Genomic DNA, 17605 nt, shown 5'->3' on the forward strand with positions numbered 1-17605 from the left:
TAAAGGTTGAGGTTGTGACATGGCGATCAAGAATGCACTCCTGGTAGACGATTCGAAAGTGGCTCGATTTGCCCTGAGCAAACTGCTGGAGGGCCGGGATATGGAAGTCAACATGGCCGGGTCGGCAGAGGAGGCACTGGACTTCCTCAACTCGAACCATCGGCCCGACGTGATCTTCATGGATCACCTGATGCCGGGCATGAACGGTGTGGAAGCAACGAAAGCCATAAAAGGCAACCCGGAAACCGCTGCCATTCCCATCATCATGTGCACGTCCAAGAAGTCGCCATCGTTCATGGAGGAAGCCCGCAACTTCGGCGTCTACAATATCCTCACCAAGCCACCTCACACAGAGGGGCTCAGCCTGGTTCTCGAGCAACTCGCCAGTGATGTGACCGAGGGCAACCTGCCCGAGCCGCCGGAACAGGAGCCTGGCGCACGGCCTGTGGAAGAGGAGTCTCTGGACATCCCCACCGATGCCTCCCTGGAAATGTCCCCCAAAGCCGATGACGGATCGCAGGCCGGCGATGGCGGCGGCAGTCCGCAGGTGGTTCCCCTGACCAGTGACCTGATCGAACAGATTGCCCGTTCGGCGGTAAAAACCCACATCAACAACCGCCTCCATGAGCTTCTCAGCTCTCTGTTCGACGAACAGTTCGACCACCTCAAGCGGGCACTGGACGAATCCGGCAAGAAACAGGAAGCGGTTGTCGATGAACGCCTGAACGCTGTTACCGAGATGATTGAAGAGCGTACACGCAATCTCCGTGATGATGTGGCAGCGGAAGTGAACCTGAATCTGGGCCGCGAACTGGCCGACCTGCGCAAGGATCTGTCTCGCAACACGGGCTTCACCAGCGAGCACATGGCGGAGCTGAAGGATCACATCACCAGTGTGCAGACCATCGATACCGAGTTCTGGCAGACGCTGCAATCAGAGGCCATTCAGCAGGCCCATGAGATTTCCCGGGAAACCGCCGAGGACATCGCCCAGCGCACCATCGACCTGTTTGTAGCCCAGCAGCGCTCAGCCACTTCACGCATTTACACCATGGGCCTGGCAGCAAGCCTGGGTATTTTCGCAGTGGGTATTGCCTGGCTCTCAGGGCTTTTCGGCTAGCTGACGCCTGATACGGCGCCAGTCAGCGGGTGTATCCACATCCGATCCGGCGCCGGCCATCGCAATCCTGGTCGCGCCATCTCTTGCGAGCACCGCAGCGGCTCCCCTGTCTCCCTCCAGCGCCATGACCTGAGGCCACAGGCGCCTGGGAATGTAGGCCGGCGCACCCGGTTTGCCATTGATATCCGCGGCACAAGCCTGCGCGGGGTCGCCTCTGGCCGCTTCGCCCAGCGCCACCAGTGACTCCGTTCCAATCAGAGGCTGGTCCAGCAGTACGATAAAAACTCCCTTGGCATGCGGCCCCAGACTGGCCACCCCCGCTTTTAGCGATGCTGACATACCGTCACACCAGTCCCGGGCAATAACCCAGGTGGATGGCTGAGCCCTGCAGCGAAAACGTACGATGGGGTACCAGGCACCGCTCACCACTGTGACGGGACCACCAAGCCGCTTTGCCTGACCGATGGCGTGATCCATCAGCGTACCCGAGTTCAGTGGCAACAGGGCTTTTGCGCGGCCCAACCGCCGGGAGGCCCCTGCGGCCAGCACCAACACGGGAAAGGCGTTGCGATCGTCTGTTCTGGTAGGTTCCATTGCCGCCTGCTCCATTGATTCCGCCACTCCAACCACGCGAGGCTGCTAGCGTTGGCGGATTTTTGCTAGAATTGGCCAATCAATCAACCTCTTCTTGCCAGGCGCCTCCGATGAACCACCTTTTCGTAGACAATCTGACGGTTATCGACTTCGCCTATCTGGACGCCGCACGAGGGCTCGTGGGTGAAAGCTGGATTGTGGACGTGGTTCTTGGCGGTGAACTGGATGATCAGGGCATGGTGTTTGATTTCAGCAACGTCAAACGCACGATCAAGCGGGTCATCGACGAACGGGTGGATCACCGGCTGGTGATTCCCCGTGGCTATAGCGGCCTCGAATTGAACGAAGATGAGCCGGACCGCTTCACGTGGCATCTGAAAGACGGCGCACATATTTTTCATCAGTCGCCGGACGAAGCGGTGGTCTGGCTGTCCTCCGAGAGGGTTGTACCGTCAGCAGTCGCCACCCTTCTTGAGCACGAGCTGCGAACAGTTCTGCCGGCAAATGTGACGGACGTGGAGATCTCACTGCGGGAAGATGTTATCGAAGGCGCTTACTACCATTATGTTCATGGCCTGAAGAAACACCTGGGTAACTGCCAGCGGATTGCCCACGGGCATCGCTCCCCCATCCGGATTGACCGCAATGGGCACCGGGACAGGGACCTGGAGAATCGCTGGGCGAAGCTTTGGCAGGATATCTACGTGGGGTCTGAGGAAGACGTGACCCGGCGCTGGGTGGCGGGAGATGGTATGGCGTATGTCACCTTCGAGTATGAGGCGAACCAGGGGGAGTTTGCGCTGACCCTGCCCGAGAGTCGGGTTTATATGCTGGACTCGGATACCACGGTAGAGCTGATTGCAGCACACATTGCTGAGCGACTGAAATCCGAGTTTCCGGAAGACACGATTCGGGTCAAGGCTTATGAGGGAGTCGGCAAAGGGGCTATTGCTTCGCGCTGAGTTTCCACAGGATGCAGGCCCCCGTCCATGGGGGCCTGGCCTCACTAGATCAGGTTGTCTAGATCAGGTTGTAGAGGAACACCACAGCGATGCCGGCGGGCGCCAGGTATCGAAGTACGAACATAAAGGCCTTGAATGTGCCGCCCTCCAGGCCAATATCCTCCGGCAGACCTTCCCGCTTCATGGCCCAGCCAGCAAACAGGGCAATAGCGAGTCCGCCCAGCGGCATCATCAGGTTGGAGACCAGAAAATCGAGCAGGTCGAACACCGTCTTGCCTTCAAAGAAGGCGATGAAGCCCAATGGATGCACGTTTTCCCACACGTTGAACGACAGCACCGTGCCAATGCCGATGAACCAGATCGCCAGTCCGCCACCCAGAGCACTTTTGGCCCGGCTGACCCCCCTGTGTTCTTCCAGCCATTCCACCACCGGTTCCAGCATTGAAATGGCGGAGGTGATGGCCGCTACCAGCAGCAGGGCGAAGAAAATGGTGCCGAAAAGCGCGCCGCCACTCATCTGACCGAACGCCAGCGGCAGGGTCACGAAGATCAGGCCGGGACCTGTGCCGGGTTCCAGACCGTTGGCAAACACCAGCGGAAAGATGGCAAGCCCGGCAAGCAGTGCAACACTGGTATCAAGAACGGCGATGGTCATCGCGGTTCTGGCAATATTGACGTTCTTCGGCAGGTAAGACCCATAAGCCATGAGCACGCCAATACCGATACTGAGAGTGAATGCCGCATGGCCCAGGGCCGTCAGGACCCCGCCCGTGGTCAGCTTGCTGAAATCCGGTGAGAACATGAAGTTCACAGCACGACCAAAGCTGCCGCTGTTCATGGCGTAGAACACCATGGCAATCAGCAGGACAAACAGCAGTGGCATCAGGGTGTTCACCGCTTTTTCAAGGCCGGAACGGATTCCCCGGCCGACAATAAACACCACAATTGCCATGAACACCGAGTGCCAGAGCAACAGTTCCCAGGGGTTCGCCAGCAGCCCACCAAACTGACCGCCAATGGCCTCGGCATCCGCGCCGGTAAATACCCCTGCTGCGGCCTTGCCGATATAGACCAGGGCCCAGCCACCAATGACCGCGTAAAACGACAGCACCAGGAATGAGGCGATAACACCGTTCCAGCCGATCGCTCTCCAGCCCCTGGCAGTGCCCTCGGTTCTGGTCAGGGTGCGCATGGTCGCCACGGGACTCTGACCGCCGCGACGACCAATCATGGTCTCTGCAATCAGAACCGGCACGCCGATCAGGAAGATGCATGCGAGGTATATCAGAACGAAGGCGCCGCCGCCGTTTTCTCCGGTAATGTAGGGAAACTTCCAGATGTTCCCGAGGCCGACGGCTGAGCCAGCGGCAGCCAGAATAAAGGCCATCCGTGAAGACCAGAGGTTATTGGCCTGCTGGTGTGGTTGGGTACTCTCACTCATTCTTCTCTCCGGCTAATTGTTTTTGTCGGATTGATTGGTTGTTGTCAAAAAAAGGCTTACTTGCCGAGAACTTCGCGCAGGGCTGAAGCCACTTGTGGCAAAACGCGGTCGTTCAGGCCGGCGACGTTTACGCGGCTGCTCTCCAGCATGTAGATGCCGTGTTCCTTCCGTAACCGGCCAACCTGCTCCGGGCTGATGCCCAGAAACGAGAACATGCCTCGCTGACGGGCGATGAAGTTGAAGTCGCCCACCGGTGAGAGCGCGCCGGCGAACGCATGCCGCAGGTGCAGGATGCGCTCGCACATGCCGCCAAGCTCTTTTTGCCACTGGGCCCGCAGGTCGTCATCGCCCAGGATGGCCTCCACGATCGCGGCACCATGGGCCGGCGGCATCGAATAATGAGACCGGATAACACTCAGCAACTGACTGGTGGCGGCTGCGTTCACGGTTGCGGTTCCCGAAATCAGAGCGAGGGCGCCTGTGCGCTCCCGGTAGAGGCCGAAGTTCTTGGAACACGACGCTGCGATCAGCATTTCCGGTACCGCACCTGCCAGATGCCTCAGGCCGGCCGCATCCGCATCCAGGCCTTCGCCAAGGCCCTGATAGGCCATGTCCACAAAGGGCAACAGACCCTTTCTCTGGATCAGGCTGGTCACTTCCTGCCACTGGGCCAGGCTCAGGTCCGCCCCTGACGGGTTGTGGCAGCACCCGTGAAGCAACACCACATCGCCCGCGTCGGCCTGTTCCAGGGTCTCCAGCATGGCTCCAAATTCTACCTGCAGCGTCTGTGGATTAAGGTACGGATATTCGCGAATAGTCAGGCCGGCGCCACCAAGAAGCGGCAAGTGGTTGGCCCAAGTGGGCGTGCTGACCCAGACTTTTGTGTCCGCCTTGCACAGGCGCAGAAACTCGGCGGCCATCCGCAGGGCGCCACAGCCGCCCGGTGTCTGGATGACCGATACACGGCCGTCACGGACCAGCGGGCTGTTGCTGCCCAGGATCAGCTCGGCCATGGCGCTGTTGAAGCCGGCGGAACCGGCGGGCCCCACGTAGCTCTTGGTGGTTTCCCCTTCAAGCAGGCGACGCTCCGCTTCGTGAACGGCGGCCATGATGGGTGTATTGCCCGCATCATCCTTGTAAACACCGATGCCCAGATCCACCTTGTCCGGCCGGTTGTCCTCACGGAAGGTCTGCATCAGCTGCAGGATCGGATCCTGGGGCAAGGGCTGGAGTGCTTCAAACATGGTTTGCCTCCTCATCGGCCTGTTGGGTGCGGATCAGAGTCGGGCGACCGGTGTCGAGCGCCTTGATCAGCTGCGTCTGTTTTTCACGGATACTCTCTGCCGCTTGTTCCCTGACCGGGCCATAGCCCCGGACATCAGCAGGAAGTTCGGCAAGCTGCAGGAACGTCTCGTAGTTGCTGGCGTTGAGTTCACGGCCAATTCGCGCAACCAGGTTCTGGTAGTCCTTCAGCATGGCGCGATCGAGCTTGCGGTCTGCGGAGTAGCTGAACGGGTCCACCGCGGTTCCACGCAGGCCGCGAAGCCTGGCCAGCAGCCGGAAGGCCCGGAACATCCAGGGACCGAACCGACGCTTTTTCGGGCGACCCTGGGCATCGGTTTCGCCGCTAAGCAGGGGTGGGGCCAGGTGGAAATGGACCTTGAAGTCGCCCTCGAAGGTTTCATTTACCTCTTTCATGAAGTCGGTTTCGGCAAACAGCCGGGCCACTTCGTACTCGTCCTTGTAGGCCATGAACCGGTATAGCTGCTGGGCCACTGCACGGGTCAGCAGAAGATTGGTTTCGTCGAGGGCTTCCTCGGCCTTGCGGACTCCGGCAACAGTGTCACGGTATTGGTCGGCCCAACGCTGGTTCTGGTAGTTGACCAGGTGCCTGTGACGGATGCTGATCAGTTCGTCCAGGGTTGGTTCGGGTTTGACCTCAACAACCTGGGCCTTGTTGTCGTCCAGCAGATCCGTGACTGCGCTCAGATCCACGGCCGCCAGTCGGCCCCATCCGAAGGCTTCCTTGTTCCGCTCGATGGCGACGCCATTGAGCTCGATGGCCTTCATCAGAGCCGCCTCTGAGAGAGGCAGCAAGCCCTTTTGCCAGGCGAACCCGAGCATCATCACGTTGGAGAATACGGTGTCGCCCATCAGCTTTTCGGCGATGCCATTGGCGTCCAGCTGATCAAAATGATCTTTTCCAACTGCATCCTGCAGCAGGCCAAGTCGTTTGTCGGCCTTCATATCGGCGTCCCGGAAAAGCACATAATCGGCGGTCGGAAGCTCCGCTTCATTGGCGACAATCCGGGTATGGTTTGGCCTCAGTACGCTCAGGGCTTTCTGGGAAGACGCCACCACCAGGTCACAGGCAATGACCGCATCGGCCTGGCCATTGCTGATCCGCACCTGGTGGAGCTTGTCCGGAGACGGAGCCATACGCACGTAGCTCAGCACTGTGCCGCCTTTCTGGGCAAATCCCATGAAATCCAGTACCGAGGCACCACGGGATTCCAAATGGGCCGCCATGGTGATCAGCTGTCCCACAGTCACCACGCCAGTGCCGCCAACACCGCCCACGAGCAGATCGTAGGAGCCTGTCATTTCCGGCAACCTGGGGGCTGGGATATCAGCCAGCTTGCGGGTGAGCACGGAGCCTGTGTCAACGCCCCGGGATTTGCGCAACTGACCGCCTTCAATGGTCACGAAGCTGGGGCAGAAACCGTTGACGCAGGAGAAGTCCTTGTTGCAGGAGGACTGGTCGATCTTCCGCTTGCGGCCCAGTTCCGTTTTGCGCGGCACAACCGAGAGACAGTTGGACTGAACCGAACAGTCGCCGCAACCTTCGCAGACATGGTGGTTGATGAACGCCCGTTTGGCCGGATCCGGGAACTGATTGCGTTTGCGCCGGCGGCGTTTTTCGGCGGCACAGGTCTGGTCATAGATCAGCACGGTACAGCCAGGGATGTCACGCAATTCACGCTGCACCTGGTCGAGTTCAGACCGATCGTGGAAGGTCACGTCTTTCGGGAACTGGTCTTTATGGCCATCGTACTTTTCGGGTTCATCACTGAGCACCACGACCCGGCGAACGCCCTCGGCTGCCATCTGCTGGGCAATCATCGGCACGGTGATCTGACCATCAACCGGCTGGCCGCCAGTCATGGCCACGGCATCGTTGAACAGAATTTTGTAGGTGATGTTGATGCCTGCCGCCACAGCCTGGCGGATGGCCATGGAGCCGGAGTGGAAATAGGTGCCCTCACCCAGGTTCTGAAACACGTGGGGATTGCCAATATAACGGCTCTTGCCGATCCAGTTGACCCCTTCGCCACCCATCTGGATGAGGGATTCCGTGTTTCTGCCCATCCATGAGGCCATGAAGTGGCAGCCGATGCCCGCCAGAGCCTTGCTGCCCTCAGGGACTTTGGTGGACGTATTGTGGGGACAGCCAGAGCAGAAATAGGGCATGCGCTTGACGCCACCCGGATCCTGGGCGGTGGACATGGCACTGATTTCAGCCATGCGCTCGCTGAAGTCCACCGAGAAGAAGCGACCAAGGCGGGCTGCCAGGAAGCCGGCAACCAGCTTCGGGCTTAACTCTCCAACGTAGGGGATCAGCGGACGGCCCAGCTCATCCTGTTTGCCGGTAATCAGAACCTCGCCAGGGCGGTCCGGCTCGGACATGGTTTCCTTGATCTGGCTCTCGATAATGCCGCGCTTCTCTTCAATGACCAGAACTTCCTCTTTGCCATGAACGAAGTTGAGAATGCCGCGGCGCTCCAATGGCCAGACCATACCGATTTTGTAGATATCCAGCCCCATCTCCCGGGCCCTGTCTTCATCAATGCCCAGCAGATCCAGGGCTTCGAGCAGGTCCAGATGGCCCTTGCCTGTGGTCACAATGCCGAAGCGGGCTTCAGTATTGTTAAACAGGCAGCGATCAATAGGGTTGGCCCGGGCAAACGCCTGCACGGCAGCCAGCTTGTGCTCGATACGCGTTTCCAGCTGGGGCCCGGGCAGGTCCGGCCAGCGGTAGTGGAGGCCACTTTCAGGTGCCGTAAAGTCATCGGGAGTTATAAACTCCGGTTCTGGAGGCAGCTCTACAGATGCCGCGCTTTCAACTGTTTCGGAAATTGCCTTGAAACCCACCCAGCAGCCACTGTACCGGGACAACGCGTAGCCCCAGAGGCCGAACTCCAGATACTCAGCGATGCTCGCCGGGTTGATGGTGGGCATGAAGAAACTCATGAACGCCACGTCCGACTGGTGGGGCATCGAGGACGACACGCAGCCGTGGTCATCACCGGCTACAACGAGAACGCCGCCATGGGGAGACGAACCATAGGTAGTGCCATGCTTGAGGGCGTCGCCGGCGCGATCCACTCCCGGCCCCTTGCCATACCAGAGACCGAATACACCATCCACCTGCCGGTCATCATCGGTTTCCACCTGCTGGGTACCCAGCATGATGGTGGCAGCCAGGTCTTCGTTGATGGCTGGCACGAAGTCGATGCGGTTGTCATCAAGCAGGGTTTTCGCCTGCCAGAGCGCCTGGTCGTATGCACCCAGGGGCGATCCCCGGTAACCGCTGACCAGGCCCGCCGTGTTCAGTCCCTGCTTACGATCCAGGGCTGCCTGCATCAGAGGTATTCGCACCAGAGCCTGGGTTCCGGTCAGGAAAACCCGACCAGACTCCCGAAGGTAGCGATCTTCCAGCTTGTAGTTGTCGAGTTGGGGGGTATCGGCGGACATGGCGCCCTCCTTGTTGTCGATTTTATGACCAGAATTCTAGAGGGAAGTCCGCAAAAGGTGCTTGCTTATTGGGTTAGGGTTTACGGTGTTTGCGCAAGATTGTTTGATAAATGACAATGACAGGAAAGATCCTTTGACAAATATCAGGTGTTACCAAATGAAACAGGTTGATCTGGACAAGCTTGACCGGCGGATCCTGTCGGTGCTGCAGCAGGACGGGCGTATCAGTAATCAGTTATTGGCGGAACAGGTGGGCCTGTCACCGGCAGCCTGCTGGCGACGGGTAAGAGCTCTTGAGGAAAGCGGCATCATCCGGGGATACAGTGCACGAGTGGATCCGGAACGGATCGGTCAGGGGCTGTGCGTGCTGGTCAACCTGTCGTTGCAGAGGCACACCATAGACAGCACCGAAGGCATTGAACAGCAGGTAAGCAGTTACCCGGAGGTACTCCAGTGTTTCGCGGTTACCGGTAATGCAGATTTCGTGCTCCGGGTTGTCGTACCGGATATGGTCAGCTACGACCGCTTCCTGAACGAAAAGATCTTTACCTTGCAGGGTATTGCGCAGGTGAATTCCAACTTTGCCTTGCGGGAAATAAAGAATACCGAGACCATCCCGGTGGAAGGGCTGACATAAGAAGTCACAGCACCCCACGCCGATATCCGTGGGGTTACAAACAAAAAAACCGCCCGAAGGCGGTTTTTCTGATGGCTTATCGGCGGACTAAACCGAGTAAGCCTTATTGGCGTCCCCTACCGGGTTCGAACCGGTGTTGCCGCCGTGAAAGGGCGGAGTCCTAGGCCACTAGACGAAGGGGACTAGAAATTGGTGGAGCCAAGCGGGATCGAACCGCTGACCTCAACACTGCCAGTGTTGCGCTCTCCCAGCTGAGCTATGGCCCCTCAACGGCTGCGTATATTAAGGATCGGCCCCTGAGGCGTCAACCTTTTTTCCAACGTTTTTTCAGTTTGGTGAACATCCCTGCCCAGGCCGTATACTATTTCACCAACATGGTCACTCAGCGAGCAGCGCTGCATATTCCTTTTCAACCCGCTTGGTTTCCTTCTTGGAGAAACCGCCCATCACATCAAGCGCATGGCGCAGGCGTGAGCGGGTCATGTCCGGACCGAGGATAGCCATGGAGTCCATCACTGACCAGGAGTTGGGCGTGCCGGCGATTGCCACGAAGATGGCAAACATGAAGTCACCCATTTTCAGCCCCATGGCCTTGGCAAGGGTCTTGATGTCAGCAAATATATTTTCCTTGCTCCAGTGGCGCTGGGCTTCCAGTTTCCAAAGGGTGAACTGGAGCACCCGTTTCACCTGAGCCTCATCAAGCTTGTTGTGGCTGAAGTCTTCCGGCTTGAGGTTGAGCATACCGGAGAACATGAAGGAGGCCATGGTGGCCACATCACTGAACACTTCCGCCCTGCCCTTGATGTGTGGCACCAGCTCCCTCAGGGCCTCTTCGTTGAACCACCACCGGCGCATGCGCTCGATGAACTGGTCGTCGCTGAGCTCGTCGCGAATCCACTGGCCGTTGAGCCAGCGCAGTTTCTCCACGTCGAAAACCGGGCCACCCAGGGAAACACGCTGGATATCGAAGTTCTCGATCATTTCGTCCAGGGTGAACTTTTCCCGTTCGTCGGGCATGGACCAGCCCATGCGACCGAGGTAGTTGGTCACCGCTTCCGGGAGAAAGCCCATGCGCTCATAGAAGTTGATGCTGGTAGGGTTCTTGCGCTTGGACAGCTTGCTCTTGTCCGGATTGCGCAGCAGCGGCAGGTGGCACAGCACCGGCATGTCCCAGCCAAAATACTCGTACAGCAATTTGTGCTTGGGCGCGGAGTTGATCCACTCCTCACCACGCAGCACGTGGGTGATTTCCATCAGGTGGTCGTCCACCACGTTCGCCAGATGGTACGTGGGCATGCCATCGGATTTCAGCAGGATCTGGCTGTCCACCTGGGACCAGTCGATCTCGATAGTGCCTCGCAGCATATCCTCGATTTCACAGACGCCATTTTCCGGCACTTTCATACGGATCACGTAGGGATCGCCCGCCTCCAGCCGGCGCTTGACCTCTTCCTCGGGCAGCTCCAGATCTCCCTTGATACCCGGATTCAGGCCCTTGGCCTTACGCTCTTCGCGGATGGCATCCAGCTCTTCCGGGGTGCGGAAACAGTAAAACGCATGCCCCTTGGTCACCAGATCAAGCGCATACTGACGGTATGAATCCTTGCGCTCCGACTGCCTGTAGGGCCCGTGAGGGCCGCCCACATCCGGCCCCTCGTCCCACTCGAGACCAAGCCACCGCAGGGCCTGCAGAATGTCCTGTTCGGATTCTTCGGTGCTGCGGACCTGATCCGTATCTTCAATCCGCAGGATAAACTGGCCGCCGTGTTGCCGGGCAAAGCACAGGTTAAACAGCGCCACGTAGGCGGTACCAACGTGGGGATCACCGGTGGGAGACGGTGCGATTCGGGTACGTACGGTCATGAAAGCATCCTGAAGGTTACTGCCTGATGAAGGCTGTGCGTTGAAAGCCACGCATTATACCGGCCACGACGGGATTTCGCATGGTCGAGCCACAATCCACTTCATCTACAGGCAACATTGTTATATTATAACGTATCATTAATTTTCGAGGACTTACCTACTATGTTCGCCAAACGCTATGCAGGAGCCACCGCATTCGGTCTTGCCGCCCTGCTGGGATCTGCCAGTGCACTGGCGGCCAGCCAGGTTGTCACCTCCCTCAAACCCATTGAACTGCTGGTAAAGGCCGTGGCTGCCGATGACGTGGAAGTCACTACCCTGGTGCCTCCCGGCTCCAGCCCCCACAACTACACCATGAAGCCCTCCCAGCGCCGGGCTCTGGAAAATGCCGACGCCATATTCTGGGTGGGTCCGGAGATGGAAACCTTTCTGACACGACTGCTCGGCGGTAGCGAATTCCAGGGTCGCACCTACTCATTGATGCATGGGGAAGATGTACCCGAGATTGATACCGAAGATGGCCACGACGATCACGGCCATGACGACCACGGTCACGGTCATGAAAAAGAAGAAGATCACGATGCCCATGATCACGGCGACGGCGACGACCCCCATATCTGGCTGGACCCGGCCCTGGCGCTGGGTATGACAAAGGACATACACAGGGTACTGTCACAGCTGGAGGGTGCAGACACAGAAGCGCTTGACGCCAACCTGCAACGGTTCGAACAGAACCTGTCCGCTGCTGAACGCGACATCACCACCCGGCTGAAGCCGGTAGCAGAGATCAGCCTGTTCACCTATCACGATGCGTTCACGCAGTTCGTTGAGCACTATGGCCTGAAACTGGAGGGCATTCTGACCCTGAACCCGGAGTTGTCTCCGGGCGCCCGGCATATTGCCGAAGTACAACAGAAACTGCGCAACGCCAACCAGCCCTGCCTGCTGACGGAACCCCAGTTCAATCGCCAGTGGTGGCGCTCGATCACCGAAGGGCTGAACATCACCTTCAGCACCTGGGACCCGCTGGCCACAGACATTGAGCCCGACCGCGACGGCTATATCAGCTTCCAGCACGGTCTGGCTGACGCGGTACTCAAGTGCCTACCAGAGAACACCCAGTAACAGCGGAATGGTCACCATGGCCAGCAATGTCTGGCCACTGATGATTCCCGCCATCAATGGCGCGTCGCCACCCAGCTGACGCGCCAGGATGTAGGACGAAGTGGCTGTCGGCAGGGCCGCCAGCAATATGGTCACCTGGACCATCAACCCCTCCATACCCAACAGCATCGCCAGAACGGCCGTCAGCAGCGGGAAACCCACCAGTTTGGCGGCCGAGGACACCAGAAACGGCGTTGATGCACCACGCAGTGCCTTCAGTTGCAGGCCAGCGCCAACAGTCATCAGGCCAAGCGGCAGGGCCAGGTCACTCAAGGGTTCAAGAATGCCGGCCACCAGCGGATGAAAACCTATCTGGAAATAACTCCAGACCATCCCTGCAACAGAACCGATAATCAACGGGTTGGAGGCAATTGCCTTGAGAACGGGTTTCAGTCTTGCCTTACCGTTACCTGCCACCAGCGAAAACATCAGAATGCACAACAGGTTGAGCAAAGGGACTTTTACGGCGACGGCTATGGCGATCAGCGACAGGCCTTCATCGCCGAGCAACATTCCAGCCGCTGCCAGGGCGACGTAGGAGTTAAACCGGATGCCACCCTGGAACACAGACGAGAACACCGGCCCTGGCCAGCGCCAGACCAGCTGGAGCACCCCGAGCAATAAACTCATGGTCACCAGCATGGCAACAATCAGTAAGAGGATGTCGCCATAGGCAGACGGCGGTACCCTCGCCTGCCCCAGCTTGAAAATCAGCATGGCCGGAAACAGCACGTAATAGGTAAACCGTTCCGCCTGGATCCAGAAGTCGTCCCCCGGGAAATGCCAGCGCCGGAACAGGTAACCCAGCAGGATCAACGCAAACACAGGCGTGAGTGCCTGCACCATTACCGGCATTAAAACTTACTCTCTGGTGAGGTTTTCCCGCATCAATTGCGCGGTGCTCGACGAGAGCTTACTGTAGACTTCCAGCAACGCCGAAATCAACTCCCCCACACTGCCGCCCAACTGGTCATCAACCTGCCGCCTGGCTTCCTCCAGGGTAAAGCCTTCCTCGACAGCCCTCACCGTCATTGCCATCCGCCGATCCGACTCCAGAATATGAAACGCCAGCCATCGGGCGAGAAAATCAAAAAGATCCGACATTATCTGGGCCTTGGGCTGACCGCTACTTCGGAAAGCCTGAACCTGGGCAAAAAACATCTGGTGAGAGTCGTGATGGTTACGGGCAATATCCCTGTCCCCAAACACCGAATCCCAGATACGCTCTTCTGACCTGAAATGATGGTGGGCGTACGACAACAACTCATCGAGAATCTGATCACACCGGGACTGCGGAACATCAGACACCGAGTGCCACACAAGCCGGTTGACAATTTTCACCAGGGTTTTGTGCTGCTCATCAATCTCCTCGATGCCGACTTCGAAATGTCGACTCCACGGAAAGAATTCCAATGCCGCCAATGCATCGCCAGAACCGGGCATGACTGACCTCCTGAACGCCAAGCTGTTGCAGCCCTGTCCAACCTAGCGGATTGGGAAAACCAATTCGTTGTCATAAGTCATTTCCGGGAAACTGAAGCCTCTAATCGTTTTTCCATAGCCGTTTCATCACCGCCCGGGTGACACCTGTTGGCGCAGAGCGGGTAATGGGCCACAGAGCGCGGAACTGCAAGGAAACCGGACGGTGCAACCGATGCTTGCGGACCTGCTCAAGAACCGCAACTGCAACCGTTTCCGGGGTCAGGTTAACCCCCATGCTGGCAAACAACGCCGACTGCCCCTCATTGGACTGGACCATACCGGTATTTACAAACGGCGGCATCAGGTCACCGACCTTTATATCGTATTGCTCCCACTCAATATCCAGCGCCTCGGTCATTGCACGGACGGCGTGTTTGCTGGCGGAATAGGACGCAAAGTCGGGAATTCCATAGGAGGCCGATGCAGAGCTCATGTTGACCACCTGCGCGCCAGGCGTTGCCTTGAGATAGGGAAAGGCCGCATGAAGCACATTCATCAGACCAATAACATTCACTTCCACCAGACTGCGGTGGACTTCCGGACTGATCTTTTCAAAGGGACCAACTTTCAGTATGCCGGCATTGTTATGCAGCACCTTGAGCCTCCCTCCGGTATGCGCGGCAAACTCCTCCAGCGCCAGTGTTACCGCCGACGAGTCGGTTACGTCGGCAACATGGATACTGCATCTTTCAGCCCCGAGTTCATTCCGCAAGGCTTCAAGAGCCTCGGCGTCCCTGTCTGCCGCGCCAATAAACCAGCCTTCTGCCGCAAAAAGCCTGGCCGTCGCCCGGCCGATACCCGCGCCGGCGCCGGTAATAAATATACATTCGTTCATAAAGTGCCCTGTGTTTCGCCAAAGCCCTACGGCCAGGTGCGCAGTTTTCCTGATAGAATAGCAGCTCTTTTCATTCGACCCGTTGACCCCAGCGACGAGTGACAGACAGATTCGGATTGGGCAGTAAATGAGCACGAGTATCACCACAGACATGCCGGAACAGATAGCGGACACACAGGCAGACACCCTTTACGGGCCGTCACGAAGATTCTGCGTGGCCCCGATGATGGACTGGACAACCAGTCACTACCGCTATCTGGCACGCCAGTTAAGCCGGCATGCCCTGCTTTACACCGAGATGGTCACCACTGGTGCGCTGATTCACGGCGACACTGCGCGATTCCTCCGGCATGATCCGGCGGAATACCCGCTGGCACTGCAACTGGGCGGCAGTAATCCTCAGGAGCTGGCCCATTGCGCAGCATTGGCAGAGCAATACGGTTTTGATGAAGTGAACCTGAATGTTGGCTGCCCCAGTGACCGGGTACAAAACAACATGATTGGCGCCTGCCTGATGGCCCATCCCGACAGGGTGGCGGAAGACGTAAGGGCGATGATCAGTGCCACCGGCCTGCCGGTAACGGTCAAACACCGGATCGGGATAGATGGCCGCGAGTCCTGGGAGGATCTGTGCGAGTTTATTGAAAAGGTCTCCGAGGCAGGCTGCCGTACGTTTATCGTCCATGCCCGCATCGCTGTTCTGGAAGGGCTGAGCCCCAAGGAAAACCGTGACATACCGCCGCTGAAGTACGACTGGGTCTACCGGCTCAAGGCCCTTTATCCTCATCTTGAAATCATCATCAACGGCGGCATCAAGACCTTTGACGAGTGCCGGCAGCACCTTGAACACACCGATGGCGTCATGCTCGGCCGCGAGGCTTACCACAACCCCTGGCTGCTGGCTGGTGTGGATACCGAATTTTTCGGACAGCCCGGACCGGCTCGATCCCGGCACGAGGCCCTGCGTGCGGTATTACCATTCATTCAGAGCGAACTGGACCGGGGCGTTTACCTCAGCCACATGTCCCGCCACCTGATGGGCCTGTTCCATGGCCAGCCGGGAGGCCGGCAATTCCGCCGTTATATCAGTGAGAACGCCCACAAGCCGGGTTCCGGCATCGAGGTGATCGAACAGGCCATGGCCAGGGTTCCGGAACCCGGGGACGCAGTAACAGTGCCGGCCTGAACGCCCTGATACCTTTTACTGTCTTGTTCCTGTCAGAGCAGCCCGTTATTGTAGGGATATACCTTCAACGCCCACGACACGGGCGATCAATAACAAACCTATCAGGACGACAGGACGAATGACCAGCAAGCTCGAACAACTCAAAGCCATGACCACCGTGGTCGCCGATACCGGGGACCTGGATGCCATTGCCCAGTGGAAACCGGAAGACGCTACCACCAACCCCTCGCTTCTCCTCAAGGCTGCGGCTTCGGATGCCTACCGGCCGATGCTGGATGAAGCCGTGGCGGCTGCCCGCAAACAGGGCGGCTCGGATGCCGAGCAACTGACCTATGCCACTGACATGCTGGCCGTACTGGCAGGAAAGGAGATTCTCGGTCTTGTTCCAGGCGTGGTTTCAACAGAAGTGGATGCCCGGCTGTCCTTTGATACCGGCGCAACCCTCACCCGGGCGCGACGCCTGATAGAGCTTTACGACCACCTTGGCATGGACACCAGCCGGGTACTCATCAAGATCGCCTCCACCTGGGAGGGTATCCGGGCCGCCGAACAGCTTGAGAAGGAAGGCATTCGCTGCAACCTGACGCTGCTGTTCTCCTTTATACAGGCAGCCGCCTGTGCCGATGCCGGTGCCTTTCTGGTCTCCCCCTTCGTGGGCCGCATCCTGGACTGGCACCTGGCCGCCACCGGTCGCGATGCCTTCCCTCCGGAAGAAGACCCGGGGGTCCAGTCCGTGACCCGCATCTACAACTACTATAAGGCCAATGGCTATAGCACCGTCGTGATGGGCGCCAGCTTCCGCAACACTGGTGAGATCGAGATGCTGGCGGGATGCGACCGCCTGACGATCAGTCCGGCCCTGCTGCAGGAGCTGGACAGTGATTCCAGCACATTGCCTCGCCGCCTGTCTGCCGACGGTGCACAAAGCGCTGACAGACCCGGCACTATTGATGAACGCCTGTTCCGCTGGGAGTCCAACGAAGACGCCATGGCCACGGAAAAGCTGGCGGACGGCATCCGCCGATTCACCAACGATCAGATAGAGCTTGAAAACCGCGTTCGCCGGCTGTCCCAGGCCGCCTGACGCTGGCAGTAACCTTGAGGGGAGTCGCAAGACCATGATTGAGCGCCTGAAGAACCTGTTCGGCTCGCCGGAAGATGAACCGACCCAGCCCGACAACCACCAACTGGCCGTTGCCGCCACCGCGTTAATGGTTCAGTTGTCCAGGGTGGACAATGAGCAGGATGACGAAGAGCTGAAAACCATCGTCGATTGCGCGGTCCGCGCCCATCAGGTCACCCGGGAAGAAGCAGAGGACATCCTCCAAGACGCGCTCAACCATGCTGATGATGCCACCTCCCTGTACGAGTTTACCGGCATGATCAACGAACAGCTGGACCAGGAAGAAAAACAGATCCTGCTGGAAAGCATATGGCGGGTTGCTCTCGCCGACGGCCGTATCGACAAGTACGAAGAACACCTTATTCGTCGCATGGCGGATCTGCTGCACCTGAACCACAGGGAATTCATGCAGGCCCGCCATCGCGCCGAGGGCGCTGACTGAA

15 protein-coding genes and 2 tRNA genes are annotated in these 17605 nt (G+C 58.5%); 7 read left to right on the forward strand and 10 right to left on the reverse strand.

Features of this window, described 5'->3' with window-relative positions; genetic code table 11:
• Positions 1-19: 19 nt before the first annotated feature.
• Complete coding sequence (locus QPM17_RS02545) at positions 20-1120, forward strand: response regulator (RefSeq protein ID WP_285388474.1); 1101 nt, start codon at positions 20-22, stop codon at positions 1118-1120.
• Here QPM17_RS02545 and QPM17_RS02550 read toward each other — a convergent pair.
• On the reverse strand, positions 1103-1714 hold the full coding sequence (locus QPM17_RS02550) for a nucleotidyltransferase family protein (RefSeq protein WP_285388475.1): 612 nt from the start codon (positions 1712-1714) through the stop codon (positions 1103-1105). The genes QPM17_RS02545 and QPM17_RS02550 overlap by 18 nt on opposite strands.
• A 110-nt stretch (positions 1715-1824) precedes the next feature.
• On the opposite strand from QPM17_RS02550, the gene QPM17_RS02555 reads away from it, so the two are divergent.
• Positions 1825-2676 (forward strand): 6-pyruvoyl trahydropterin synthase family protein, encoded by an 852-nt coding sequence (locus QPM17_RS02555; protein WP_285388477.1) that lies wholly within the window; start codon positions 1825-1827, stop codon positions 2674-2676.
• 58 nt (positions 2677-2734) lie between these two features.
• Here QPM17_RS02555 and QPM17_RS02560 read toward each other — a convergent pair whose 3' ends face one another.
• From QPM17_RS02560 to QPM17_RS02570, 3 genes are read right to left on the reverse strand one after another with little or no spacing between them, the layout of a single operon-like run.
• On the reverse strand, positions 2735-4117 hold the full coding sequence (locus QPM17_RS02560) for a sodium-dependent transporter (RefSeq protein ID WP_285388478.1): 1383 nt from the start codon (positions 4115-4117) through the stop codon (positions 2735-2737).
• A gap of 56 nt (positions 4118-4173) precedes the next feature.
• Positions 4174-5361 (reverse strand): amino acid aminotransferase, encoded by a 1188-nt coding sequence (locus QPM17_RS02565; RefSeq protein WP_285388479.1) that lies wholly within the window; start codon positions 5359-5361, stop codon positions 4174-4176.
• The gene (locus QPM17_RS02570; RefSeq protein ID WP_285388481.1) at positions 5354-8872 is read right to left on the reverse strand and encodes an indolepyruvate ferredoxin oxidoreductase family protein; all 3519 of its coding nucleotides are present in this window, start codon (positions 8870-8872) and stop codon (positions 5354-5356) included. Before QPM17_RS02570 ends, QPM17_RS02565 begins: the two co-directional genes overlap by 8 nt.
• A 157-nt stretch (positions 8873-9029) precedes the next feature.
• Between QPM17_RS02570 and QPM17_RS02575 the strand changes: the two genes are divergently transcribed.
• Entirely contained in the window at positions 9030-9509 is a 480-nt protein-coding gene (locus QPM17_RS02575) for an Lrp/AsnC family transcriptional regulator (RefSeq protein WP_285388484.1), read from the forward strand.
• A gap of 107 nt (positions 9510-9616) precedes the next feature.
• Here the strand turns inward: QPM17_RS02575 and QPM17_RS02580 are convergent.
• From QPM17_RS02580 to gltX, 3 genes are all read right to left on the reverse strand, one after another.
• Positions 9617-9692: transfer RNA gene (locus QPM17_RS02580), tRNA-Glu, on the reverse strand.
• Positions 9693-9699: 7 nt separating this feature from the next.
• Positions 9700-9775, reverse strand: a tRNA-Ala gene (locus QPM17_RS02585).
• A gap of 112 nt (positions 9776-9887) precedes the next feature.
• On the reverse strand, positions 9888-11372 hold the full coding sequence (gene gltX / locus QPM17_RS02590; RefSeq protein ID WP_285388485.1) for a glutamate--tRNA ligase: 1485 nt from the start codon (positions 11370-11372) through the stop codon (positions 9888-9890).
• A gap of 162 nt (positions 11373-11534) precedes the next feature.
• Between gltX and QPM17_RS02595 the strand changes: the two genes are divergently transcribed.
• Positions 11535-12497: a zinc ABC transporter substrate-binding protein gene (locus QPM17_RS02595; protein ID WP_285388487.1), complete on the forward strand. Its 963-nt coding sequence runs from the start codon at positions 11535-11537 to the stop codon at positions 12495-12497.
• On the opposite strand, the gene QPM17_RS02600 is transcribed toward QPM17_RS02595, so the two are convergent.
• The 3 genes from QPM17_RS02600 to QPM17_RS02610 all read right to left on the reverse strand — a co-directional run bounded on the left by QPM17_RS02600 (position 12477) and on the right by QPM17_RS02610 (position 14853).
• Entirely contained in the window at positions 12477-13391 is a 915-nt protein-coding gene (locus QPM17_RS02600; RefSeq protein WP_285388488.1) for an AEC family transporter, read from the reverse strand. The two genes, QPM17_RS02595 and QPM17_RS02600, sit on opposite strands and share 21 nt — an antisense overlap.
• Before the next feature lie 6 nt (positions 13392-13397).
• Positions 13398-13979, reverse strand: a complete 582-nt coding sequence (locus QPM17_RS02605) for a bacteriohemerythrin (RefSeq protein WP_285388491.1) — start codon at positions 13977-13979, stop codon at positions 13398-13400.
• Between the two features lie 100 nt (positions 13980-14079).
• Positions 14080-14853, reverse strand: coding sequence for an SDR family oxidoreductase (locus tag QPM17_RS02610; RefSeq protein WP_285388493.1), 774 nt, complete (start codon positions 14851-14853; stop codon positions 14080-14082).
• Between the two features lie 151 nt (positions 14854-15004).
• Between QPM17_RS02610 and dusA the strand changes: the two genes are divergently transcribed.
• From dusA to QPM17_RS02625, 3 genes are all read left to right on the forward strand, one after another.
• Positions 15005-16039, forward strand: a complete 1035-nt coding sequence (gene dusA, locus QPM17_RS02615; protein WP_285388800.1) for a tRNA dihydrouridine(20/20a) synthase DusA — start codon at positions 15005-15007, stop codon at positions 16037-16039.
• Between the two features lie 118 nt (positions 16040-16157).
• Positions 16158-17123 carry a transaldolase gene (gene tal, locus QPM17_RS02620; protein WP_285388494.1) on the forward strand — a complete coding sequence of 322 codons (966 nt, stop codon included), beginning with the start codon at positions 16158-16160 and terminating at the stop codon, positions 17121-17123.
• 34 nt (positions 17124-17157) lie between these two features.
• A complete protein-coding gene (locus QPM17_RS02625; RefSeq protein WP_285388496.1) occupies positions 17158-17604 on the forward strand; it encodes a tellurite resistance TerB family protein in 447 nt (148 codons plus the stop codon).
• The last annotated feature ends 1 nt before the right edge of the window (position 17605 follow it).

Source organism: Marinobacter azerbaijanicus, assembly GCF_030250645.1.
In the GTDB taxonomy this organism is placed as follows: Bacteria; Pseudomonadota; Gammaproteobacteria; order Pseudomonadales; family Oleiphilaceae; genus Marinobacter; species Marinobacter azerbaijanicus.